Genomic DNA, 22415 nt, shown 5'->3' on the forward strand with positions numbered 1-22415 from the left:
CGTACCCCCACCGCGTGGACTCCCTCCTCCGCCTTGCGATCCACGGCACCAGACCCCGCTCGCTGATCCAGCCTGATCCGTCAGACACGCCCTAGCGCAACCGGTCCAGCAGCCCTTCCGGCTCCGGGTACGGCGTCTCGCGGGGCAGCAGCGTACGGGCCGCTTCCACTTCGCCGGTACGGACCAGGGCGTGGACGTCGTGCGCGAGGCCGGTCACGTCCTCGACGGAGACGATCCACTCGTCCGCGTACCGCCGTACCGCCTCGCCGGACAGGCCGAGTTGCAGCGACCGGTACGGCAGCGGCTGGAGCCGTACGTCCCGCTCGGGGTCCCACTGCACCCGGGCCGGGGACTCCCGCAACTGCCGCTTCCAGTCGGCCGGGTCGGTGTGCAGATCCCGGTCGTAGTGCGACAGGCAGGCGTGCGCCAGGGCCCATTCGAAGCCCGTACGGGAGATCTCGACCGCGAGTACGGTCTCCTGGCCCTCCTTGGCGCCCCAGCCGCAGCGGTACATCATCCACAGGAACGACGGCTTGATCCACGTCATCCGGTCCCGCTTCCAGGCGGCGGGGAACCGGCCGTCACGGGCGGCGGGCCCGCCGATCGCGGGCGGATACGCCTGGTAGACGGTGATCGTGTCGTCGGTATGCCGGGCCCGGACGGCCCGCTGGGGCTGGTTCTCACTCACCCCACCAGGGTGTACGCGGGGGACGCCGGACGGCCACGGGTTTTCGGGGGCGGGGGTGCGGCGGGCACGGGGGACGGTCCGGCCGCCGTGACGGTGCGGGCGGCCGTCGTTGTCCGTGCGCGCACCCTCCGTGTCGGCGCGCGCACGGAACGCCCTCGCGCTGGCGGAGCGGCGCGAGTCGGGAGATCTTGTAGAGGAGTAGCTGCTACATACAGCACAGCTGAGTACGCGTGCGGATGCCGTGATGAGCCCCTGGCGGAAAGGGTGGGGTCCGCGCGGGGCCGCCACGGTCCCGGACGATATTTCGGAGGTACTCATGCGACGGTTAACGGCAATCGCCGCGGCGCTCGTCGTCGCGGGCGGCGGAGTGTTGGGCACGGCGGGGGTCGCGGGCGCCGCGACCGCCGACCGGGCGGCGGAGAAGACCGGCAAGGCGGCGTGTTCCACGCCCTGGGGCAGCGGGGTCAAACAGGCCGCCCAGTACTCCGGGACGCCGCTGCGGAACATCAGGACCGGCCAGCACGCCTGCTACGACCGGATGGTCTTCGACATCACCGGCGGGACCGCCAAGACCGGCTACTACGTGCACTATGTCGACGAGTTCCGGCAGGACTTCACCGGCGATCCGATACCCGTGTCCGGCGGCGCGATTCTCTCCGTCCACGTCAACGCGCCGAGCTACGACGTGAATATGAACCCGACCTACAACGCCACGCCCAAGGAGCGGCTGCCCGGGGTGAACGTCACCGGGTACCAGACCTTCCGGGACCACAAGTTCGGCGTGAGCTGGGAGGGCCAGACCCAGGTGGGGCTCGGGGTACGGGCCAAGCTGCCGTTCCGGGTCACACAGACCGACGACCAGGTGATCGTGGACGTGGCGCACAGCTGGTGACCCACAGCTGATACCTCCGGCTGGTAACCCCACAGCCGACGGGTGCCCGTACGACACCGCGGGAGCCGGTGTCCGGTGACAGGGGACGTCATCGGCACCGGGGTCGCCCGCCGCCGCCCCGGAGGACGGCGGCGGGCGACCCGTACACCTCGTACGCCGGGTTACGCGCCGCCGCCCGACGGGCTCGTCCGCCGCAGCAGCCACACCAGATACGGCGCGCCGAGCAGCGCCGTCACGATGCCCACCGGGATCTCCGTCGGCGCCAGCAGCCAGCGGCCGATGGCGTCGGAGGTGACGACGAGTACCGCGCCGAGCACCGCCGCCATCGGGATCATCCGCGCCCCGTTGTTGCCGACCAGCCTGCGGGCCAGATGCGGGGCGACCAGGCCGACGAAGCCGACCGCGCCGATCGCCGACGCCGTGCCCGCCGCCAGCAGCGCCCCGGCGCCGAGGACCAGCAGCCGGGCCCGGCCCAGTTCCAGGCCGAGGGCGCGGGGGAGTTCGTCGCCGAGGGCGAGCAGATTGACCGGACGGGCCGCCAGCACCAGGGCGACGGCGACGACCGCGGGGACCATGAGCCAGAGCATGGCGTCGTAGTCCCGGCCGTATGTACTGCCCGCGAGCCAGCTCAGCGCCGCCGAGATGTTCATCTGCGCGCTGACCACCATGATGTTGACCAGCGCCATCGCGGTGGCCGCCGCGCCGAGGCCGACCAGGACGACCCGGGTCGGATCGAGCCCGGACCGGGTGGAGCCGCGCGGGCCGCGGGCGATCGCGATCACCAGCAGCAGCATCAGGATGCCGCCGATCCCGGCCGCGAACGGCAGGGCGATCGCGGGCGCCGCCGGGATCACGGCGATGATCAGTACGGCCCCGAAGGACGCCCCGGCGGTGACGCCGATGAGTCCGGGTTCGGCGAGCGGATTGCGGACCACGGCCTGGACGGCGGTACCCGCGACGGCGAGACACGCCCCGGCGAGCGCCGCGACCAGGATCCGCGGCAGCCGGTAGGAGACGATCGACTCGACCACGGGGTCGGTGGTGCCGGTGAGGGCGGCGATGATCCGGTCGTAGCCGATCTCGACGTCACCGAGCCGGAGCGAGACGATCATCGCGAGGGCGAGTACCGCGATCCCGGTTCCGAGGACGACGGCGTACGCGGGCCCGCGCCGCCGCCCGGAGACGGCGACGGCCGCCCCGGTGTCGGCGTCGCCGGTACTGATCCGCCGGGCCAGCAGCATGAAGACGGGCCCGCCGATCAGGGCGGTGACGACCCCGACCGGGATCTCCGAGGTGTAGACCGCCGACGGCGGGACCACGACCTGGGCGGCGGCGTCGGCGCCGAGCAGTACGGCACAGGCGAGCAGCGCCGACAGCGGGATCAGCAGCGCGTGGGCGCGAATCCCCAGGGCGCGGACCATCACGGGCGCGATCAGTCCGATGAAGCCGATCGGGCCCGCGAGGGAGACGGCCGTCGCGGAGAGCAGTACGGCGACCAGGAACGCGGCGGGCCGGATCCGGTCGACCCGGACGCCCATCGCGGACGCGGTCTCGTCGCCGAGGGCCAGCAGATCCAGCGGCCGGGCCAGCAGGGGCGCGGCACAGGCCACGACGAGCACGATCGACCCGGTGATCAGGGGCCGTTCGAGACCGGACTGCATCAGGGTGCCGTTGCCCCAGAAGAAGAGGCCGCGGGTGGCCTCGACGTCCAGCATCTGGAGGAACTCGGCGGCGGCCGTCCCGGCGAGCGCGACGGTCGCGCCGGCGAGCAGGACCCGGCCGGGGGTGAGGACTCCGCCGCTGCTCAGCAGGTAGACCAGGCCGATGGCGAGGAGGCCGCCGACGAACGCGGCCGCGCCGGACGGCAGCGGCCCCAGGTCGAGGCCGAGATAGGCGACGAGGACGACGGCGAAGTAGGCGCCCGCGTTGACGCCGAGGGTGTCGGGCGCGGCGAGCGGGTTGCGGGTCGCGCCCTGGACGAGGACACCGGAGACGCCGACGGCGATCCCGACGACGAGCCCGGTGAGCGTACGGGGCAGCCGGGCGCCGACGAGGATGTCCTCGGTATGGGCGTCGCCGCCGCCGAAGACGACGGCGAGGACGTCCGCGACGCCCACCCCGGACGAGCCCATGCCGAGGTGGAGTACGGCGATGGCGCAGACGGCGAGACCGAGGCCGCCGCCCACGAGCAGGGCCCGCGGGCGGCCCGGTCCGGACCCCGGCCCGGACCCCTGGTCGTGCTTCCCGGCGATGCGGGCCGGGAGCCGGACGGGGACGGCCATCAGACCTTCAGGGCCTTACCGGTCTCGTCCAGGAGGTGCAGCGCCGACAGCGGGCCGCCGAAGAGCCAGGTGCCGGGGTCGAGCGGGCGGACCCGCTGGCCCTTGACGAAGTCGAGGTTCTTCCAGACCGGGTTCTTGGCGAAGGCGCCGGTGAACGGGTTGTCCTCGGCGGCGGCCACGTACAGGAACTCGGCGTTCTTCGCGGTCGCCGTCAGGCCCTCGACGCCGACGGTCGTCATGCCCCAGACGTCGCCCTTGCCGGTCCAGCCGTTCTTCAGCCCGGCCAGGTTGAGGACCTGCGGGGCGATCGCGTCGTCGGTGAGCATCCGGACGGACGCCGTGCCGTTGGCGGTGAAGCCCTGGCCGACGGCGTACGTCAGGCCGCCCTTGCCCGCCTTCTCCAGCCGGCCCTTGAGGTCGGCGGCGGCGGTGTCGATCCGCTGGTTGACGGCGGTGGCCTCGTTCGTCTTGCCGACGGCCTTCGCCAGCTCGGTGAAGTTCTTCTTCATCGTGCCGAGCTGCGGCTGGGTGGTGTAGGTGAAGGAGAGGACGGGGGCTATGTCCTGGAGCTGCTTCAGATTCGACTTGGACCGCTCGTTGTCGATCACGATCAGGTCGGGCTGGAGGGCGCGGATCTTCTCCAGGCTGGGCTCGTTGCGGGAGCCGACGTCGGTGACGCCCTGCGGGAGCGCGGCGCCCTCGGCGGTGATCCAGGTGCCGTAGCCCTTGTTGTCGGCGTTTCCGGCGGGCGTGACGCCGAGGGCGACCAGTTCCTCCGTGTACGTCCACTCCAGGGCGACGACCTTGGTCGCGGGCTTCTTCAGGTTGATCTTGCCCTGGGCGGTCTCGACGGTGATCGCACCGCCCTTGGCCCCCTTGTCGCCGCCCTTGTCGCCACCGCCACCGGCTTCACCGGCGGTGTCGCCGCCGCAGCCGGTCACGGCCAGGGCGAGCGCCACGGCGGCACTGCCCGTCGCGAAGGTGCGCACCAGATTCCGCATGAGGGTAACTCTCCTTGTGTGCTGGGTGTGCTGGATGTGCTGCGTGGTACAGGGGGAGGTATGGGAGTGGGCGTCCGGGCGCGGCCCGCGGCGCACGGCGGAATCCGGTACGGCAAGGGCCGGGCGGAGGTGTCCGCGCGGCTGGTTCCGGCCGCCGGGCGCCGGTTCCGGAGCCGGGGCCGTAGAACCCGGCCGGTACGGGCGGTTCCGCCGGTGTCACCGGCGCCGGTGGAGCGGGCCGGAGGTGTGTGCGGGCGGGCCGTCAGGGCACGGGCGACGCGCCTGCCGCCGGGGCGGCGGGATCGGCCGGGTCGGCCGATTTGGTCACGGCGGCCGGTTCGGACTTGGCGGACTTGGCGGACTTGACGGGCTCGGCGGACTCGGCGGGCCCGGTGGCCGGAAGATCGTCGGCGCGGGCCGGGAAGCAGGCGAGATAGCCCGTCGCCGGGTCGCGGACGACGCTCACCCGGAGCCCGAAGGCGCGATGGATGACCTCGGGCGTCAGCACTTCCTCGGCGCCGCCCGCCGCGATGACCCCGCCGTCGGCGACGACCACCACGTCGTCGGCGTACGCCGCCGCCTGCATCAGATCGTGGATGACGACCCCGACCGCTATCCGGTGCTCGCGGGCGAGCCGCCGGACCACGTCCAGCACTTCGAACTGGTGCCGCAGGTCGAGATAGGTGGTGGGCTCGTCGAGCAGCAGTACACCCGCCCGCTGTGCCAGCACCATCGCCAGCCAGGCGCGCTGCCGTTCGCCGCCGGAGAGTTCGTCCAGCCGCCGGTCGACCAGGGGCGCGGCGTCGGTGACGCCGAGCGCCCAGTCGATGGCCTCGGTGTCGTCGGCGGTGTGCCGGGCGAGGGCGCCCCGGTGGGCGTAGCGGCCGTGCCGGACGAGTTCGCGGACGGTCACCCCGGCCGGCGCGTGGGACGACTGGGGGAGGAAGGCCAGCCGCTGGGAGAGCGTCCGGCGGGAGAAGGAGCCGAGCGGGGCGCCGTCGACGGTCACTTTGCCGCCGAGCGGCGGCAGCAGGCCCGCGACGGTTCTCAACAGGGTCGACTTTCCGCAGCCGTTGGGACCGACGAGCACGGTGACGGCGCCGGGCCGCAGTTCCAGACCGACGTTCCGGAGCACCGGGCGGGCCGTGTGCCCGACGTCCAGGTCCTCGGCCACCAAACGGGGACCGTCCATGGACACCACGTTCCTTCCTCACGGACGGACTGACCACGACACCCTACAACTTAGGCAAGGCACGCCTAATGGCCTTTGACTCGCAGGGGGGACAGTCGTGGCCATGTCGTTACCCAGAGCGACAGTTCATATGCGTACAGGCATATGCCGGATCGGGGTGGTCGGTTCCGGTCGGCCGGTCTTTAATTAAGTGACTGGTCGCTTTATGATTGCGTCGCCGTCGAGGGGTCCGGCCGTGCCCTCGGGCGGCGGGCGAACGACCGCACGGGCCGGGGAGGACCAAGGAAACGGGGATATGGGGACATGACGCGGATATCAACCGAAACGGCCGAACCGGGGGGCGGTCCGACCGCCGCCCCCGCGGCCGTACGGCTGCTCAATGTGGACGCCCTGCGCGGCTTCGCGCTCCTGGGCATCCTCACCGTCAACATCTGGGCCTTCGCGGACCCCTACTACGCCCAGCCCGCCGGAAACCCGGCCCACGACTCACCCCTCGACCACGCGGTCCGCTTCGTGGCGACGCTCTTCTTCGAGACCAAGTTCTATCTGCTTTTCTCCTTCCTCTTCGGCTACAGCTTCACCCTCCAGATGGCCGCCGCCGAACGGTCGTCCACCGCGTTCCGGCCCCGGATGCTGCGCCGCCAGGCCGGACTTCTCGCCCTCGGCCTGCCGCACGGCGCGCTCCTCTTCCACGGCGAGATCCTCACCCTCTACGCCCTCCTCGGACTGATCCTGCTGGCCTGCCGCGGGATCTCCCCGCGCCGGGCCGTCCGGACCGCGATCGCGCTGATCACCGTCTCCGGCACGCTGTGGCTGCTGCTCGGCCTCGCCGTACTGGCCGAAGGCGGCACCCAGGCCGGCCCCGGCTCGGCCCCGGCCGAGAAGCTGGCCGCCTTCACCGGCGACGCCGGGGCCACGGCCGCGTACCACGCGGGCCACTTCCCCGAGACGTTCGGCTTGCTCGCCCTGATCCAGGGGGCCAGTTCACTCGCGATGTTCCTGCTCGGGTTCGCCGCCGGGCGGGTCCGGCTCTTCGCCGAGCCGGACGCGTACCGGCCGCTGCTGCGCCGACTCCTCGTCGCCGGGCTGCCGACCGGGCTCGCGGGTGCCGTCTTCTACGCCTGGGCCGCGGTCCATCGGCCGGGCTCGGCGGTGGAGATCGTCGCGTTCGGCGCCGGGCAGCTCACCGCGCCGCTGCTGACGGCGTCGTACGTGGTCCTCGGCCTGGCCCTGTTCCGTACGGCCGGGGGCGGCGCGGTCGAGCGCGCCCTGGCGCCCCTGGGGAAGGTGGCGCTGAGCGCCTATCTGCTCCAATCGATCACCCTGGGCGCGCTGTTCACGGGGTACGGCCTCGGCCTGGTGGACCGGCTCTCCCCGCTCGCCGTGCTCGGCGTCGTCCCGGTGGTCTTCCTGGCGCAGCTCGTGCTCGCCCGGTGGTGGCTGCGGCGGCACCGGTACGGCCCGGGGGAGTGGCTGCTGCGCGCGGTGACGGTCGCCGGGGTGCCGCCGTGGCGGGAGCCCCCGGGCGGCCCCGCGCCCGGACCGGGGAAGGGAGCGGGGCGAGGGGCGCGGCACCGGGCGGGGTGATGTGCCGCCGGGCGGGGACACGGTGGAGTGAATGATCATCCGGGAGCCTGGACCATCGCGGAAAGTAGCTGCTTGAGTGCGAGGCGTAATCGATCTGTCGATTTCGCTCCCCCTTCTTCTCTCAGGAGAGCTACGTGTTCCAGATCCTTCCCTTCAAGTCGTCACCGGCGGGCGGGGGTTTCGCCCGCCGGGCGGCGCTGGCCGCCCTGGCGGCGCTGACCCTCGCCCTGCCGGCCACGGTCACGACCTCCGCCGCCTCCGCCGCGCCCGCGTCCGCGGCCGCGCCCGTACCCCTCGCCGCCGCCGAGCCCGTCCAGTGGGCGGCGCTCGGCGACTCGTACACGGCCGGTGTCTTCGTCGGCGACCCCCGGCCGGCGCTGGGCAGCCCGGACCGGGACGGCTGCGACCGTACGACCGGGTCCTACCCGAACCTGGTCGCGGCCGGACTCGCCGCCGAACCCCCGGCGGGGCGCCCGGTCGAGCTGACCGACGTCAGCTGCGGCGCGGCGGTCATCGGCGATATCGCCACGGTCCGCCAGACGCCGATCAGCCCGGTGGAGCCGCCCGAGGGCGGCTGGCCGAGCGTCGCCCCGCAGGTCGACCGGGCCGAACTGAACGCGGACACCGATGTGGTGACCATCGGCGTCGGCGGAAACAGCCTGCCCTTCGGCAAGATCTTCGTCTCCTGTCTGGTCGCCGGGTTCGGCCAGCCGGACGACGCCACGCCCTGCAAGGACGCGTACGAGACGGGTGAGTCGATCCTCGACCCCGAGTCGATCAGCGACAAGTACGACCGGGTTGTCCGGGAGTACGCCGCCATGCTGCGCGATGTGCACCAGAAGGCGCCTGACGCGAAGATCGTCACGGTCGGCTACCCCACCATCGTCCCGGCCGACGCCACCACCTGCGACCGGCAGGACACCACCGAACTGGCCGCCGACATCAAGGGCCTCGGCCGGATCTCGGCCACCCACGGGGACATCGCCTGGCTGAACGAGGTGAGTACCCGGTTCAACGACATCATCCGGGCCGTGACGGAGCTGAGCGGCGATACGTATGTCGACATCGCCGCCTCCAGCGTCGGCCACGACCTGTGCCGGCCGCGCGGTACGAAGTGGGTCGAGGGCGTCTGCGGCGAGGCCGGTTCGTACTGGCCGGACGAGGTCAGCGTGGGCATCTTCACCCTGACCTGCTCCGACGGCAACCGGGCCACGGTCGTCCACCCCAACGCGGCGGGCTACCGCAACACGGCGGTCCAGGTCGAGGCGGCCGTCCGGGAGGCATTGACCTGACACCGCCCCTGACGGGGCCCGAGGCGCGGGCGGGGTACGTGATAACCCCGCCCGCGCGGGGGCCGGATACGGTGCTCGGATGCCGAGCCCCGAGGAAGGCCCCGCCGATGAACCCGCCGCGCCGGACGGCCCCGCTGCCCGGCGGCCCGCGCGGCGCCGGATCGCCGCCGTCTGGGCGGTCCTCTGCCTCGGGGGGCTCGGCGCGACCTTCGCCCTCGGCGGGGGAGGGGAGGCGGTAGGCCCGACGGACCGCAGGCCCCCACCGCCGGCGGTATCACCCACGCCGCTGCCGACCCCGACCGAGATCAACTGCGAATGGGTCGCCGACGAGATCGAATGGACCCGCGCGGAGTGGCAGCGCCGGACGAACCCGCCGGGCCGAGCCATTGTTCGCGACATCGGCTATCCGGCGGAGTGCAAGCCGGTCCTGGAGCGCCGCGGCCTTCTTTGAGGCCCGGAAACCGTCTGCCGGGCGGGTGTTGTTGGCGGCCTGCGGACCGCCTGTGGCTTGTCTCGCAGTTCCCCGAGCCCCTAAACACTCTCTCCGGCCCCGGCCCTGGAATGGGTCCCGCCCCCGGAAGGGCCCGTCTCGCTACGAGGGCGGTCAAGTGGGCGGCAACCAGGGGCGCGGGGGAACTGCGCGACCAGCCACTCACCGGCGCGCGGTCGCCCGACGACACCCGCCCGGCCGGGCGGATGGCGTGGGCCTGACCCGGAGGGACCGAGGCGCTGGGGGTCCCCCCATTGCCGAAGGCATAGGGCGCCGCCCGGGCAACGGCACCCCGGCCCGGCCCGGGGCTACGCGACCCCCGTCCAATGGTGGAGCGCCTCCCGGAGGGCGGCTGCGTCCGGGTGGGCGGACGCCCAGGCGATGTACGCGTCCGGGCGGATCAGGAGTTCCAGGTCGCGTTCCGGGTCCCGCCAGTGCGCCCGGCGTACCCCCGGATGGTCGGCGGGGGCCGCGTGCGGCGGGGTGACCAGGACGAAGTCCCCCGTACGCAACAGCTCGTACAACCGGCCCTCCCGCAGGGCGAGATCCGGGACCCGGCGCCCGGTCAGCGGATGGCTGCCGCGCGGGGCGGGATAGGCGATCCCGAGGCCGGTGACCTGGCCCATGCCCTGCCGGACCACCGGCGGCAGCGTCATCAGCCCGCCCGCGAGTACCGTCCTGGCCGCCCGCCGCAGCGGTGAACCGGCCATCGCCAGCCGCAGGATCGCCCCGCTGCTGCGGATCACGGTCCGGCCGACCGGATACCGCTCCGCGTGGTAGCCGTCGAGCAGCGCCTCCGGGTCGGCGGCATCCCGCCGCAGGGCCGCCGCCAGTCGCCACGACAGGTTCGCGGCGTCCTGGAGGCCGGTGTTGAGGCCCTGGCCGCCCGCCGGTGAGTGGATGTGCGCGGCGTCGCCCGCGAGGAAGACCCGCCGGTCGCGGTAGTCCGGTACCTGCCGTTCGTCGCAGCTGAACCGGGACATCCAGCGGGGCTCGCCCATCCCGAAGTCGGAGCCGAGGGTACGGCGGGTCAGCTCACGGATCTCGGCGGCTTCGACGGGCTCGGAGTCCGGCGGCTGACGGTTCCGGTCCCAGCCCATCACCCGGTACCAGCCGTCGCCGAAGGGCAGGATCAGGGCGATGGTGTCATCGGTGACGTTCACCGTGGGCAGGTCGTCGGGCGGTTCCGCGAGCCGGACGTCCGCCAGCACCATGGAACGGATCACGGAGCCGCCGGGGAAGGGCAGCCCGAGCCTGCGGCGTACGGTACTGCGCGCTCCGTCCGTCCCGACCAGGTACCGGGCCGCCAGCTCGCTCGTTCCGCCGACCTCGGCGACGACGCCGGACGCGTTCTGCCGCAGCCCGGTGAGTCCGGTGGCGTACCGGATGTCGGCGCCCGCGTCCCGGGCCCGGCGCTCCAGCAGCCGTTCCACCTCGTACTGCGGAGTGATCAGGATGAACGGGAACCGGGTCCGCAGCCGGGTCAGGTCGAACTCCAGCCGCCGGAACGGGCGCAGGGAGTTCAGGGTGAGGCCGGTGGCGACGAGTTCGTCGGAGAGTCCCCGGGCGTCGAGGAGTTCGAGCGTACGGGCGTGGACGCCGAAGGCCCGGGTCAGATTGGAGAGCCCCGGGGGCCGCCGCTCGACGAGAACGGTACGCGCCCCGGCGGCGGCCAGGTCCCCGGCGAGCAGCAGCCCGGTCGGCCCGGCGCCGACCACGACGACATCCGCGTCCGTACCGGCTCCGCTGTGACCTGCGGTGTCCTTCGTCGCCATCCGCCACCTCCATGGGTGCCCGGCAGCCCGCGCGTCCCGTACGGCGGGCCTACCGCCCCCACCGATACCGCACCGGCGGCCGGCCGTCACGGAGGCGGGGCGACCACCCCCTCACCCGGACGGCCGTGATATCACGGCACGCCGCCGTCATCCGCCGCGGACCGAGCCATACAATCCTCAACAACAGGGGACAGACGGTGAGTTGAGGGATCGCATGGACCGGATCGACACGGGGCGCGCCCACTCGGCGCGGGTCTACGACTACCTGCTCGGCGGAAAAGATCACTACCAGGTCGATATCGAGGCGGGCGAGGCGATGGTCGCGGGCTGGCCTTCGCTGCCGGTCAGCATGCGCCAGAACCGCCTCTTCATGGAGCGGGCCGTCCGGCATCTGGCCCGGGAGGAGGACGTCCGCCAGTTCCTCGACATCGGTACGGGACTGCCGACCTCGCCCAATCTGCACGAGGTCGCCCAGCGGGAACGGCCCGACGCGTCCGTGGTCTACGTCGACAACGACCCGATCGTGCTGGCCCACGCGGAGGCGCTGCTCACCAGCTCCCCCGAAGGCAGGACCGCGTATATCGACGCCGATATGCGCGAGCCCGAGTCGATCCTGGAATCGGCGGCGTTCCGGGCGCTCGACCCCCGGCGGCCGGTGGCGCTGACGGTGATCGCGATGCTCCACTTCATCCGGCCGCCCGACGATCTGGTCCTGGTCCGGCGGCTGCTGGACCCGCTGCCCTCCGGCAGCTTCCTGGCGATCTCCACCGCCACCGCGGACTTCGCGCCCGGGGAACTGGCCCGCGTCACCGCCGAGTACGAGAGCCGGGGCATCCCGATGGTGTCGCGTACCGCCGCCGAGGTCGGCACCTTCTTCGACGGCCTCGACCTGCTCGAACCCGGACTCACCCAGGTCCACCGCTGGCGCCCCGGCCCCGACCAGGAAGGCATCGCGCCGGAACAGGTCGCGATGTACGGGGCGGTCGCCCGCAAGCCCTGACCCCGAGCGCTCCACGCGCCCTCTCATGACCGTGATGCACCGGGGCGTACGCCTCTTGTCGCCGCCCGCGCCGGGTGATTGGGTCGCGGGATCGGCCGCCCGGGGGGCGGGGGCCGTCGCGGAGCGGGGGGTGGGGCCATGCGCCGGACGCGCGCACTGCCCGAAGGACTCGGTGAGGCGATCCGTACCACCGGGGCCGATGTCGCGGCCCTGCTGCGGTCCGCCGTCGACCCGGCCGTGCCCGTACCCGGGCTGACCTGGACCCTCGGCGACACCGCCGCGCACCTCGCCCAGGCCAACGCGCTGATGGCCGACATCGCGGCGGGCCGGGGCGAGACCTGGGGCGACGGCACCCCCGGCGGCCTCGCCGGGGCCAACGCACGCGCCCTGGCCGGATTCCCGGTCCGGGCGCCGGGCCCGCTGGCGGCGATGATCACCGACCGGGCCGCCGCGTTCGTCGCGGCACCCCCGGCGCACGACGACCCCGAGACACCGCTGACCACGCCGCTCGGGCCGATGAACCGGGCCGTACTCGGCTCGTATCTGCTCACCCATATGCTCGGCCACGGCTTCGACATCGGCCGCGCGCTGCGCCGCCCGCACATGATCGACCGGGCCCGGGTCGAGCTGTGTCTGCCCTTTCTGCACGCGGTGATGCCGCGCGTCGTCCACGCCCCGGCGATCGAGGGGCTCCGGGTCCGCTACGCCCATCAGCTCCGGGGCGGCTCGTCGTTCGGCGTGACGGTCGCCGACGGTGTGCTCACCGTCCTGCCCGGCCCGCTGCCGGACCCGGACTGCGTGATCAGAACGGACCCGGTGACATTCCTGCTGATGTCCCTCGGCCGGTGCTCCCCGGCCCGCGCGATGGCCCGCGGCCACATCGTCCCGGGCGGCCCCCGCCCGTGGCTGGCGCCGCGCTTTCCGGGGTTGTTCCGGCCGCCGTGATTCCGTCGGCCGGGCGCCGGACCATCGCCGTAGGCGAGGGTGAACTGCCGTGCCCCGAGCGCCCGTACGCTACCCACCGAGCAGACAACCCGTGAGGAAAGGGAGGCTGCGGTGCCTCGTGTCGCCGTGTTCGGAGCAGGTTCCTGGGGTACGGCGTTCGCGCTGATCCTCGCCGATGCCGGATGCGAGGTCGCGCTGTGGGCGCGCCGGGCCGAGCTCGTCGAGGCGATCAACACCAGCCGGACGAACCCCGACTACCTGCCCGGCACCGTCCTGCCGGACACGATTCGCGCGACGACGGACGCCACCGAGGCCGCAGACGGCGCGGATATCGCCGTCTTCTCCGTCTCCGCCCAGTACCTGCGCCGCAGCCTGACCGTCTGGTCCCCGGCCCTCGCCGACAACACCGTCCTCGTCTCCCTGATGAAGGGGGTCGAGCTGGGCACCGACATGCTGATGAGCCAGGTGATCGCGGACGTCACCGGCGCCGGGCCGGAGAGGATCGCCGTGGTCTCCGGCCCCAACCTCGCCGGGGAGATCGTCCGCCGCCGGCCCGCCGCCGGCGTCGTCGCCTGCGTGGACGAACAGGTCGCGCAGCGGCTCCAGACGGCCTGCCACACCCCCTACTTCCGCCCGTACACCAACACCGACGTCGTCGGCTGCGAGCTGGGCGGCGCCGTGAAGAACGTGATCGCGCTCGCGGTCGGGATCACCGACGGCATGGGCCTTGGCGACAACACCAAGGCCGCGCTCATGACCAGGGGCCTGGCCGAGACCGGCCGCCTGGGCGCCGCGATGGGGGCGGACCCCCGTACTCTCGGCGGGCTCGCAGGCATGGGCGACCTCATCGCCACCTGTTCCTCACCGTTGTCCCGCAACCACACCTTCGGCTCCAACCTCGGCCGGGGTAGGTCCGTCGCCGAGGCATCCGCCGCGATGTCGCAGACCGCCGAGGGTGTCACCTCCTGCAAGTCCGTGCTCCACCTGGCCCGCCACCACCAGGTCGAGATGCCGATCGTGGAGACGATGGCACGCATCATCTACGACGGTGTGCCGCCCCAGGGCGCGGTTGAGGAACTGATGTCCCGCACCGCGAAGCCGGAGCATCACTGACACCACCGGACGAAGTCCGGCGTCGACCGGCTCCGCGTTCGAAGAACCCCGGGACGCGGGACCTCGGCGGGCACCCGCGCCCCGGAGCCGCCGGGCTAGATGTCCGACGTCTTGGCGAGCGTCACGAGCCCGGTGAACGAGGTGGTGGAGACCATAAGGAAGGGGCCGTCGGCGCGCTGGGAGTCGCGGACGGACTATGCCGGTCGCGGAGGCGTGTGCAGGTGCCCACTCGATGCACTGACCACCGTTGCCGCTGTATGAGGTGTCGGCGGATACAGCTCTCGTCCACAACCGCATGTACCAAGGGCCGTGGGGTCCGGTCGATGGCTGTTTGCCGGTCCGCGACTACAGCTACTCGCTCGCGGGCTTGTTCGGGCGTGATCGCTCCACGCGTCACGCTGTGGTCTTCGATGGTCGCCGCGTACTCCGGCGTTTGAAGCAGGCCAGGAATGACGCCTACTTCGTACAGCCGGATCTCCACGGCCCGGCCTTCGTACCCGATGAGAGCCGGGAACCCTTCCAGTAGCGCGCCGTACTTCATACTCAGCCACTCGCGCTCGAACGACTCCTCGCCTCCCGCGAGGCCGGAGACGCCGTCAGCGGCGCGACAGAACGGCAATGTCGCAACCTTGAGAGCAGTTTCGACGTGCGAGACCTGGGTCGGCGAGTAGGCCATGCGGACCGCTAATTCGCGTTGTGTCCAGGCGCGTTGCTCGCGTTCGCGGCGGAGTCGAGCGCCTTCGGCAATGGGGGGACCCCCAGCGCCACCTGGGTTGCCCTCCTTAACGCTCTCTGAAAGAGGCGAGTCCTTCCTACCGGGGCGAACCCCTTCTCAGGAACGGCCCCGGGGAGAGCATTCAGGGGCGCGGGGAACTGCGCGACGAGCCACCCACGGTCGGCAGGCCGTGAACTGCCTCGTCGCGCAGCCGCCCTTCCGGCAATCACGACCTAGTGGTGCGGCGTGCCGCCGCTGAGCCTGGGGGTGAGGTCGCGGTCACGGAGGCGGTAGCTGTCGCCCTTGAGGGTGATCACGTCCGCGTGGTGGGCCAGGCGGTCCAGGAGTGCGTAGGTGATCGGGCCGTCGCCGAACGTCTCCGTCCACTGGGCCAGCGGGCAGCCGCCCGTGACGATCAGGGACGCCCGTTCGTAGCGGTGGGCGACCAGGCGGAAGAGGAGCTGGGTCGCCTCCGCGTCGAAGGGGACGTAGCCGATCTCGTCGATCACCAGCAGCGCGTACCGGTCGAGGGCGCCCAGTTCCTCCGCCAGTCGGCCGGCGCGCTGGGCGCGGCCCAGGCGGGCGGCCCATTCGGCGGCGGTGGCGAAGGCGACGTCGTGTCCGGCCTGGCAGGCGCGGACGCCGAGGGCGACGGCGAGGTGGGTCTTGCCGGTGCCTGGCGGGCCGAGGAGGACGACATTGCGGCGGGCGGTGACGAAGTCCAGTGCGCCGAGCCGGGTGACGGCGTCCCAGTCGTAGGCGCGCTGGTGCTCTCCGTCGAACTCCTCCAGCGTCTTGCGGGCCGGGAATCCGGCGGCCCGGAGCCGGGCCTCGGTGGAGGAGCCGTCGCGGGTGGCGGAGGTGGGCTGCGCGGGCACGGTGTCCAGGCGGGTCACCGGCTCCGGCTGCGCGGCGGCCGTGACGGGTGGCGGCAGGGCGGGCGCGGGCAGGGGCGCGGCAACGGCGGCGGGCCCGTGGGCCGGTACGTGTGCCTGTACGGGGACGGACACCGGCGGTGCCGCCGGGACCGGCATCGGCGCCGCCATCGGGGTCGGGTCCGGTGCCGGGGCGGGCCGCGCCGCGGGCGGCGGGCCGTTGTCGTGGTGGCTGCCGCTCTCCATCGGCCCGGACATGTACGCCAGGATCGCCGCCGACAGGATGAACGCCATATGGATGACCGTTCCCCACAGCAGGGCGTGCTGGGAGGTGTGGGCGACGTCCACGAACATCTGGAGCAGATGGACCGAGGAGATCCCGACAATCGCGGTCGCCAGTTTGACCTTGAGGACGTTGGAGTTGACGTGCGACAGCCATTCGGGCTGGTCGCGATGGCCCTGGAGGCCGATCCGGGAGACGAAGGTCTCGTACCCGCCGACGATCACCATGATCAGCAGATTGGCGATCATCACGACGTCCACCAGCTTGAGCACGGCCAGCATGACCATGGTCTCGTCTGCCTGGCCGCTGATGATGTGCTGGATCAGATGCCACAGTTCGTTGAAGAACTTGTAGACGTAGACGCCCTGCGCCGCGACCAGGCCGAAGTAGAGCGGCGCCTGGAGCCAGCGGGTGGCGAAGAGGGCGTAGCCGAGGGACGACGCCGCATAGCTCTTGAGGTCCGGTTTCGCCCGGGCGTCGGTGGGCGGCGGCTCGGAGCGCTCCTCGTACCGGCCGGGCCGGGGCGGCTGGGGCGGATGTGACGCGGGTGTGGCGTGACCGTGCAAGGGCGTCTCCAAACATGGCTCGGACGTCGGTCGGGCGCGATCGGCGCTACCCGCGTTCACGCTGTCAACGGCCGACCGGGTCAGCCGTCACGGAGTCCACCGGCGCACGCCCGCCCACGGCGCGGCTTTCGGCCGGTGCCAACGGGGGCGCGCGGGGCGCGTGTTCGACGGGGCGTGTGCCGTATGCCGGGGTGTCGGACGTACGGCACCGGGCCCCCGCCCGCCCGTACCGACCGGCCGGGGGCGCCCCGGGGCGTACCGGTGCGCACCGGGCCTGCCGCCCGCCGCCCGGGGCTCCCGCCGGGCGGCCCGTCACCCGTTCCCCGCGTACGGCGTGCCGGTACCTCCGGGGGCGCCTTGAATGCGAAGTGTGCTGCGATCGATCGGTGAGTGGTGCGCCCGGCGGGCGGTCTTCGTCGTGGTGGCGTGGCTGGTGGTGCTGGCGGTGCTCCAGGTGCTGCACCACACCTACGGCGGCGAGTACTCCGACGACTTCACCCTGTCCGGAACGCAGTCCCAGGACGGCGTCGACATCCTCAAGGCCCATGACCCGGCCGCCGGGGGCTACAGCGGCCAGGTGGTGCTGCACTCCGCCGACCAGCCGCTGACCCGGGTCTCCGACCAGGTCTCGCGGACCGTCACGAGTCTGCGGAACCTCCCCGGCGTACTGACCGCCCAGAACCCGCTCGCCGTGCCCTCGTCCCCGCAGGGGCCGCTCGCGCCCGACGGGAAGACCGCGTACGTCACCATCCGCTTCGACGTCCCCCCGTCGACCCTCGGCCCGGACTATCTCGACGGCGTCGACAAGGCCGTCGAACCGCTGCGGGCGGCGGGCGTCCAGGTCGAGTACGGCGGCCCCCTCGGCGAACTCGCCCGCCCCGAGGCGAACGACCATACGAGTGAGGCCATCGGCTTCGCGGTCGCCATCGTCGTTCTGCTGATCGGCTTCGGCAGTGTCGTCGCCGCCGTACTTCCCCTGGTCACAGCCCTGATCTGCGTACTGTGCGGACTGGCGCTGCTCGCCCTGCTGGCCGCCGCCTCCACCTTCGCGACCGTCTCGCCGACCCTGGCGACGATGATCGGGCTCGGCGTCGGCATCGACTACGCCCTCTTCCTCGTCACCCGCCACCGGCAGAACCTGATGAACGGCGACGACCCCGTCACCGCTGCCGGAAAGGCCACCGCGACCAGCGGACACGCCGTGCTCCTCTCCGGCTGTACGGTCGTCATCGCCCTCTCCGGCCTGTGGGTGTCGGGCATCGGCTTCATCGGCAAGCTCGGCCTCGCGGCGGCCGTCACCGTGGTGACCGCCGTACTCGGCGCCCTCACCCTCGTCCCCGCCGTCCTCGGACTGATCGGGCGGCGGATCGACCGGCTGAAGGTCCGGCGGCCGATCGCCGAGACCGACGCCGAACCCGGCGAGGAGGTGTCCGGCGTCTGGCATCGCTACGCCCTCCGGGTGGAGCGACGCCCCTGGTGGTATCTGACCGGCGGGGTGGTGGTGCTGGCGATCCTGGCGTTCCCCGTCTTCTTCATGCGGCTCGGCCATATCGGCGACGGCGCCGACCCCACCTCGTTCACCGATCGCCGGGCCTTCGATCTGATGTCGGCGGCGTTCGGGCCCGGCTCCAACGGGCCGCTGACCCTGGTCGTCGACCAGAGCGCCGTACCCGCCGCCGACCGGGCGGCGCTGGCGAGCTCCGTACAGCACGCGCTCGCCGCCGTACCCGACGCGGCGGCCGTCACCCCGCTCCAGCCGACCGCCGACGGCGACGTCCTCGTCGGCACCGCCTACTCGGTCGCGTCCCCGCAGGACGAACGGACCACGGAGCTGGTCAACCGGCTCACCGGGCACGTACTGCCCGACGCCGTCGCGGGCACGGCCGCCGATACGTACGTCACCGGCACCACCGCCGCCCAGGTCGACTTCCTCGACATCGTCTCCGCCCGGCTCCCGCTGATCATCGCCGCCGTCGTCGGACTCGCCTTCCTGGTGATCCTGGTCGTCTTCCGGGGCATCCTCGTCGCGATCAAGGCGGCGATCCTCAACGTGCTCTCGATCGCCGCCTCCTACGGTGTCGTCGTCGCCGTCTTCCAGTGGGGCTGGGGCGGCCCGGCGCTCGGCGTATCCGGCGAGGTGCCCATCGAGAGCTACGTCCCGATGATGATGTTCGCCATCGTCTTCGGACTCAGCATGGACTACGAGATCTTCCTGCTCTCCCGGGTCCACGAGGCATGGCTGCGGACCGGCGACGCCCGGGCCGGCGTCGCGCACGCGCTGGAGATCACCGCCCGGGTCATCACCTGCGCCGCACTGATCATGGTCAGTGTCTTCGCGGCCTTTGTGATCAGCGACAACATCGTGGTGAAGATGCTCGGCCTGGGGCTCGCGGCCAGTGTGCTGATCGACGCGACCGTCGTCCGGCTGCTGCTGGTCCCGGCGGTGATGACGCTGCTGGGCGCCAAGGCGTGGTGGACCCCGAGACGGCTGGACCGGGTGATGCCCCGGCTCCACCCCGAGGGCACGGAATGAAGCGAGTGGCCGGGTGACCGGGTGACCGGGTGGCGGGATGAGCGCACGGGCGGCCACCGGCGCGTACGGGCACCCCGCGCGCGGGCCGCCCGCCGGTTCCGCCGTGCGCCCCACTCGTCCGGAGTTCACCCGAACGGCAGACATCAGCATGCGTGCCGGGCCGTCCGCTCCTTCACTGGGCCTGTACGCGCTCAGCGCCGGAAGGAGACGTACGACATGAACCGTTCCAGACAGCGCCCCGAGCCGGGGCCCTGGCGGCGGCCCGCCCTCAGCGCGGCCGTGGCGGCCCTCACCGCCGGTGCGCTGGCCATGGGCGTGACCTCCTGCGACAGCGACAGCAGCCCGTCGTCCGTGGTCTCCGACGCGGCATCGGCCGCCGCCTCCGCGGCCGCGTCCGTCGGCGCGGAGGCCACGGCCGCGATCGCCTCGGCCACCTCGGCGGCCGGGGACAAGCTGGACCAGATCCAGGACGGCGTGAACGTCAAGGACGACGTCACCCTCGCGGCCCCGGCCACGAAGGACGGCTACAGCACCGTCGACGTCACGGTCCGCAACACCGCCGACTCGGCCAAGTCCTTCGGGGTCAAGGTCGACTACAAGGACGCGAGCGGCAATCTGCTCGACACCGTCGTGGTCACCATCTCCGACGTGCCCGCCAACGGCACCAAGTCCGCGACGGCCAAGAGCAACCGCAAGCTGACCGGCGACGTACGGACCGACGTCTCCCAGGCCCTGCGCTACTGACCGGGCCCCGCTGCCGAGTTCCGCGAGAGATTCCCCGGTACTCCGCAGCACTCCGCAGCACTCGTGTACCTGGCGTCCCGTGAACGGAGCCGACGATGGACGACTACCCGCTGCTCAACCTCTTCTGGACCATGCTCTGGTTCTTCCTCTGGATCATGTGGCTGTTCCTGCTCTTCAAGGTCATCACCGACCTCTTCAGGGACCACGCCCTCAACGGCTGGGCCAAGGCGGGCTGGATGATCCTGGTGATCCTCCTCCCCTTCCTCGGCGTACTGCTCTACGTGATCTTCCGGGGCCGCTCCATGGGCGAACGGGAGATCTCCGCCGCGCAGGAACGCGAGGCCTCCTTCAAGTCGTACATCCGCAAGACCGCGGGCGAGGGCGGCGGCGGGCCCGGCGGCGATGTCGACCAACTGGCCCGGCTGCACGACCTGAAGGAGAAGGGCGCGATCACGGAGGACGAGTACCAGCAGGCGAAGGCGAAGATCCTGGCCTGACTTCCGGGCGGGTGGCGGCCGGGGAAGCCGGGGGAGGAGTAGAGGTGGTCCCCGCCGTCCCCCGATCGGCGGGGACCCTCCCGGTTCGACGGGCCCCCGGATCGCCATGGACGTTGAGCCGCTGGGGGAGTGTGCGTCATGCGCCCGCGTTGGAAGGCCCTGCCCCAGGGAACCGATCCGGGGATCATCCGGTTCGTCGCGGAGCTACGCGGACTCGAGGACCACCACGACCTCGATATGGCCGCCCTGGCCAAACACACCGGCTACGGCGAATCCTCCTGGGACCGCTATCTCCACGGCCGCTCCCCGGCGCCCGCGGCGGCGGTCGGGGCGCTGGCCAGGCTCCGCGGGACGAGCCGGCTCAGTTCCAGTCGGGATGGCGGGTGGAGTCGCAGAGTTCCACGACGAGTTCGCCCGCGTCGAGCCCCGTACCGGCGACCGGGCGGACCCGGGCGCCCACCCACACCAGATGGGGGGCCGCGCCCACGACACGGCAGCGGAACATAAAGCCCTCGGGGAAGCGGATGAGGGATTCGTTCCTGGCCACCCGGGTGTAGCGGTGGACCACGGCGGAGCGGATGACGACGCCCTCGCCCGTACTGCGCTCCTCCTCCATATCGCTGGAGGCACAGACGGGACAGAGGAGTCTGCGGAACGACGCGGTGCCGCACCAGCGGCAGCGCTGGTAGGTCAGACCGCTCTCCGTGGCCGCTTCCGGTTCCCTTCCTCCGGCCACTCCCACGGCGAGACTGTCGGTTCCGGGCTGGGACATGAGACGACCCCCTGCACTCGACGGCTCGGGCTGCCTGGCTGGCGCCCCAGCACCATATGGCACTCAGTGCCGAGGTGTATAGGTACTGGGTGCCAGTTTCTCTACGGAGCGTCGATGGGTGATCAACGCTTCGTACGGCTCCGATACCGGGCGCGTCCCTGGTCAGGGGCTGTGGCGCGGCCGGTCACGCGGTGGTGGGGGCCGAAGTGCCGAGCGCGGCCTCGATGCCCTGCACCACCCGCCAGACGGGAGTCCCCTTGCGGGCGACCATGACCACCACTTCGCCGTCCCCGCCGTCACTGCCGGGCAGGGCGGGGACGGTGGCGACGGCCGGGGTCGCGAGGGTCACGGGGGTCGCGGGGGCCGGGTCCGCCGGTGATCCCCAGACGTCCCGGACGAGGGAGAGCGCGTGGTCGACGGCGGCTTCGGCGTCCCCGTCGCCGCCCGATCGCAGCCAGGACCGCAGCGCGTTGTTGTGCGCCGCGACCACGGCGGACGCGATCACCTCGGCGCGCAGCGACCCGTCCGGGGTCTCGGGGCCACGGGCCCGCAGGTGGTTGGCGAGGGTGCGTTCGTACCGCCGGACGACGGAGAGTTCGTACGTCCGCAGACCCGGCACCTCGCGGGTGAGCCGGTAGCGCCGGACGGAGAAGTCCGGCTTGGCCGCGTACATCCGCATCACGATCCGGGCGGCGTCGCAGACGGTGCCGACGGGGTCGGGCGAGTCCGTGTTGGCCGCCAGATAGGCGGTCATCTCCGTCAGACAGCCCTCGTGGTCCGGGAAGACCACGTCTTCCTTGGAGGGGAAGTAGCGGAAGAACGACCGGCGGCCGACGCCCGCGCGCGCGACGATCTCGTCGACCGTGGTCCGCTCGAACCCCCGCTCCAGGAAGAGTTCGAAGGCGGCCTCGGCGAGCGCCTCCCGCATGGGCACTTCGGCATTCCGTCGCTTGCGCACCTCAGTCATGGCGGGAACGTAACACCGGAAGGGCGGTTTTGGCACTGGGTACCTTTACAGAGGGTACTTGGTGCCATAGCCTCGATCGGACAAAACCTCCATCGGCAGGAGTCAGGAGCACCGTCGTGAGCTTGAGGATCGTTGTCTGTGTGAAGTATGTGCCCGATGCGAGTGGTGATCGGGGGTTCGCGGATGATCTGACGGTGGATCGTGAG

At 72.1% G+C, this 22415-nt stretch carries 18 protein-coding genes and 4 pseudogenes; 12 read left to right on the forward strand and 10 right to left on the reverse strand.

Going from position 1 to position 22415, the window contains the following annotated elements; genetic code table 11:
- Positions 1 to 91: 91 nt before the first annotated feature.
- On the reverse strand, positions 92 to 688 hold the full coding sequence (locus ABZ714_RS33065) for a DUF4291 domain-containing protein (RefSeq protein WP_358829065.1): 597 nt from the start codon (positions 686 to 688) through the stop codon (positions 92 to 94).
- A gap of 316 nt (positions 689 to 1004) precedes the next feature.
- On the opposite strand from ABZ714_RS33065, the gene ABZ714_RS33070 reads away from it, so the two are divergent.
- Positions 1005 to 1580, forward strand: a complete 576-nt coding sequence (locus ABZ714_RS33070) for a hypothetical protein (RefSeq protein WP_358829066.1) — start codon at positions 1005 to 1007, stop codon at positions 1578 to 1580.
- Between the two features lie 161 nt (positions 1581 to 1741).
- On the opposite strand, the gene ABZ714_RS33075 is transcribed toward ABZ714_RS33070, so the two are convergent.
- The 3 genes from ABZ714_RS33075 to ABZ714_RS33085 all read right to left on the reverse strand — a co-directional run bounded on the left by ABZ714_RS33075 (position 1742) and on the right by ABZ714_RS33085 (position 6055).
- On the reverse strand, positions 1742 to 3862 hold the full coding sequence (locus ABZ714_RS33075; RefSeq protein ID WP_358829067.1) for an iron ABC transporter permease: 2121 nt from the start codon (positions 3860 to 3862) through the stop codon (positions 1742 to 1744).
- Complete coding sequence (locus ABZ714_RS33080) at positions 3862 to 4863, reverse strand: iron-siderophore ABC transporter substrate-binding protein (RefSeq protein ID WP_358829068.1); 1002 nt, start codon at positions 4861 to 4863, stop codon at positions 3862 to 3864. The genes ABZ714_RS33075 and ABZ714_RS33080 overlap by 1 nt, the downstream gene beginning before the upstream one ends.
- Before the next feature lie 262 nt (positions 4864 to 5125).
- Positions 5126 to 6055, reverse strand: coding sequence for an ABC transporter ATP-binding protein (locus ABZ714_RS33085; RefSeq protein WP_358829069.1), 930 nt, complete (start codon positions 6053 to 6055; stop codon positions 5126 to 5128).
- Between the two features lie 303 nt (positions 6056 to 6358).
- Here ABZ714_RS33085 and ABZ714_RS33090 point away from each other — a divergent pair, with 303 nt between their 5' ends.
- The 3 genes from ABZ714_RS33090 (at position 6359) to ABZ714_RS33100 (ending at position 9385) form a co-directional block, all read left to right on the forward strand.
- Entirely contained in the window at positions 6359 to 7642 is a 1284-nt protein-coding gene (locus ABZ714_RS33090) for a DUF418 domain-containing protein (protein ID WP_358829070.1), read from the forward strand.
- A 134-nt stretch (positions 7643 to 7776) separates the two neighbouring features.
- Positions 7777 to 8934, forward strand: coding sequence for an SGNH/GDSL hydrolase family protein (locus ABZ714_RS33095; RefSeq protein WP_358829071.1), 1158 nt, complete (start codon positions 7777 to 7779; stop codon positions 8932 to 8934).
- Positions 8935 to 9013: 79 nt separating this feature from the next.
- Positions 9014 to 9385, forward strand: a complete 372-nt coding sequence (locus ABZ714_RS33100) for a hypothetical protein (RefSeq protein WP_358829072.1) — start codon at positions 9014 to 9016, stop codon at positions 9383 to 9385.
- A 347-nt stretch (positions 9386 to 9732) separates the two neighbouring features.
- Here the strand turns inward: ABZ714_RS33100 and ABZ714_RS33105 are convergent, their stop codons facing one another.
- Complete coding sequence (locus ABZ714_RS33105) at positions 9733 to 11199, reverse strand: FAD-dependent monooxygenase (RefSeq protein WP_358829073.1); 1467 nt, start codon at positions 11197 to 11199, stop codon at positions 9733 to 9735.
- A gap of 214 nt (positions 11200 to 11413) precedes the next feature.
- Between ABZ714_RS33105 and ABZ714_RS33110 the strand changes: the two genes are divergently transcribed.
- From ABZ714_RS33110 to ABZ714_RS33120, 3 genes are all read left to right on the forward strand, one after another.
- On the forward strand, positions 11414 to 12199 hold the full coding sequence (locus ABZ714_RS33110) for an SAM-dependent methyltransferase (protein ID WP_358829074.1): 786 nt from the start codon (positions 11414 to 11416) through the stop codon (positions 12197 to 12199).
- Between the two features lie 138 nt (positions 12200 to 12337).
- Positions 12338 to 13144 (forward strand): maleylpyruvate isomerase family mycothiol-dependent enzyme, encoded by an 807-nt coding sequence (locus ABZ714_RS33115; RefSeq protein WP_358829075.1) that lies wholly within the window; start codon positions 12338 to 12340, stop codon positions 13142 to 13144.
- A gap of 111 nt (positions 13145 to 13255) precedes the next feature.
- Positions 13256 to 14257 carry an NAD(P)H-dependent glycerol-3-phosphate dehydrogenase gene (locus ABZ714_RS33120; protein WP_358829076.1) on the forward strand — a complete coding sequence of 334 codons (1002 nt, stop codon included), beginning with the start codon at positions 13256 to 13258 and terminating at the stop codon, positions 14255 to 14257.
- A 95-nt stretch (positions 14258 to 14352) separates the two neighbouring features.
- Here ABZ714_RS33120 and ABZ714_RS33125 read toward each other — a convergent pair.
- The 3 genes and pseudogenes from ABZ714_RS33125 to istB form a co-directional block, all read right to left on the reverse strand.
- A pseudogene (locus tag ABZ714_RS33125) lies at positions 14353 to 14554 on the reverse strand (DUF397 domain-containing protein).
- Positions 14555 to 14576: 22 nt separating this feature from the next.
- Positions 14577 to 15005 (reverse strand): annotated as a pseudogene (locus ABZ714_RS33130) (Scr1 family TA system antitoxin-like transcriptional regulator); the annotation flags it as partial.
- A 200-nt stretch (positions 15006 to 15205) separates the two neighbouring features.
- Positions 15206 to 16696 carry an IS21-like element helper ATPase IstB gene (gene istB / locus ABZ714_RS33135; RefSeq protein WP_358829077.1) on the reverse strand — a complete coding sequence of 497 codons (1491 nt, stop codon included), beginning with the start codon at positions 16694 to 16696 and terminating at the stop codon, positions 15206 to 15208.
- Positions 16697 to 17057: 361 nt separating this feature from the next.
- On the opposite strand from istB, the gene ABZ714_RS33140 reads away from it, so the two are divergent.
- The 4 genes and pseudogenes from ABZ714_RS33140 to ABZ714_RS33155 all read left to right on the forward strand — a co-directional run.
- On the forward strand, positions 17058 to 19229 hold the full coding sequence (locus tag ABZ714_RS33140; RefSeq protein WP_358829078.1) for an MMPL family transporter: 2172 nt from the start codon (positions 17058 to 17060) through the stop codon (positions 19227 to 19229).
- Between the two features lie 216 nt (positions 19230 to 19445).
- On the forward strand, positions 19446 to 19973 hold the full coding sequence (locus ABZ714_RS33145) for a hypothetical protein (protein WP_358829079.1): 528 nt from the start codon (positions 19446 to 19448) through the stop codon (positions 19971 to 19973).
- Between the two features lie 95 nt (positions 19974 to 20068).
- A complete protein-coding gene (locus ABZ714_RS33150) occupies positions 20069 to 20470 on the forward strand; it encodes an SHOCT domain-containing protein (protein WP_358829080.1) in 402 nt (133 codons plus the stop codon).
- Between the two features lie 138 nt (positions 20471 to 20608).
- Positions 20609 to 20818: pseudogene (locus ABZ714_RS33155) on the forward strand (helix-turn-helix domain-containing protein); the annotation flags it as partial.
- A gap of 13 nt (positions 20819 to 20831) precedes the next feature.
- On the opposite strand, the gene ABZ714_RS33160 reads toward ABZ714_RS33155, so the two are convergent.
- Both ABZ714_RS33160 and ABZ714_RS33165 read right to left on the reverse strand, forming a co-directional pair.
- Complete coding sequence (locus tag ABZ714_RS33160) at positions 20832 to 21242, reverse strand: zinc ribbon domain-containing protein (protein WP_358829081.1); 411 nt, start codon at positions 21240 to 21242, stop codon at positions 20832 to 20834.
- A 184-nt stretch (positions 21243 to 21426) separates the two neighbouring features.
- Positions 21427 to 22170 (reverse strand): TetR family transcriptional regulator, encoded by a 744-nt coding sequence (locus ABZ714_RS33165; RefSeq protein ID WP_358829082.1) that lies wholly within the window; start codon positions 22168 to 22170, stop codon positions 21427 to 21429.
- A gap of 155 nt (positions 22171 to 22325) precedes the next feature.
- Between ABZ714_RS33165 and ABZ714_RS33170 the strand changes: the two are divergent.
- Positions 22326 to 22415: pseudogene (locus ABZ714_RS33170) on the forward strand (electron transfer flavoprotein subunit beta); the annotation flags it as partial.

This window comes from Streptomyces sp. NPDC006798 (assembly GCF_040635975.1).
Taxonomy (GTDB): Bacteria; Actinomycetota; Actinomycetes; order Streptomycetales; family Streptomycetaceae; genus Streptomyces.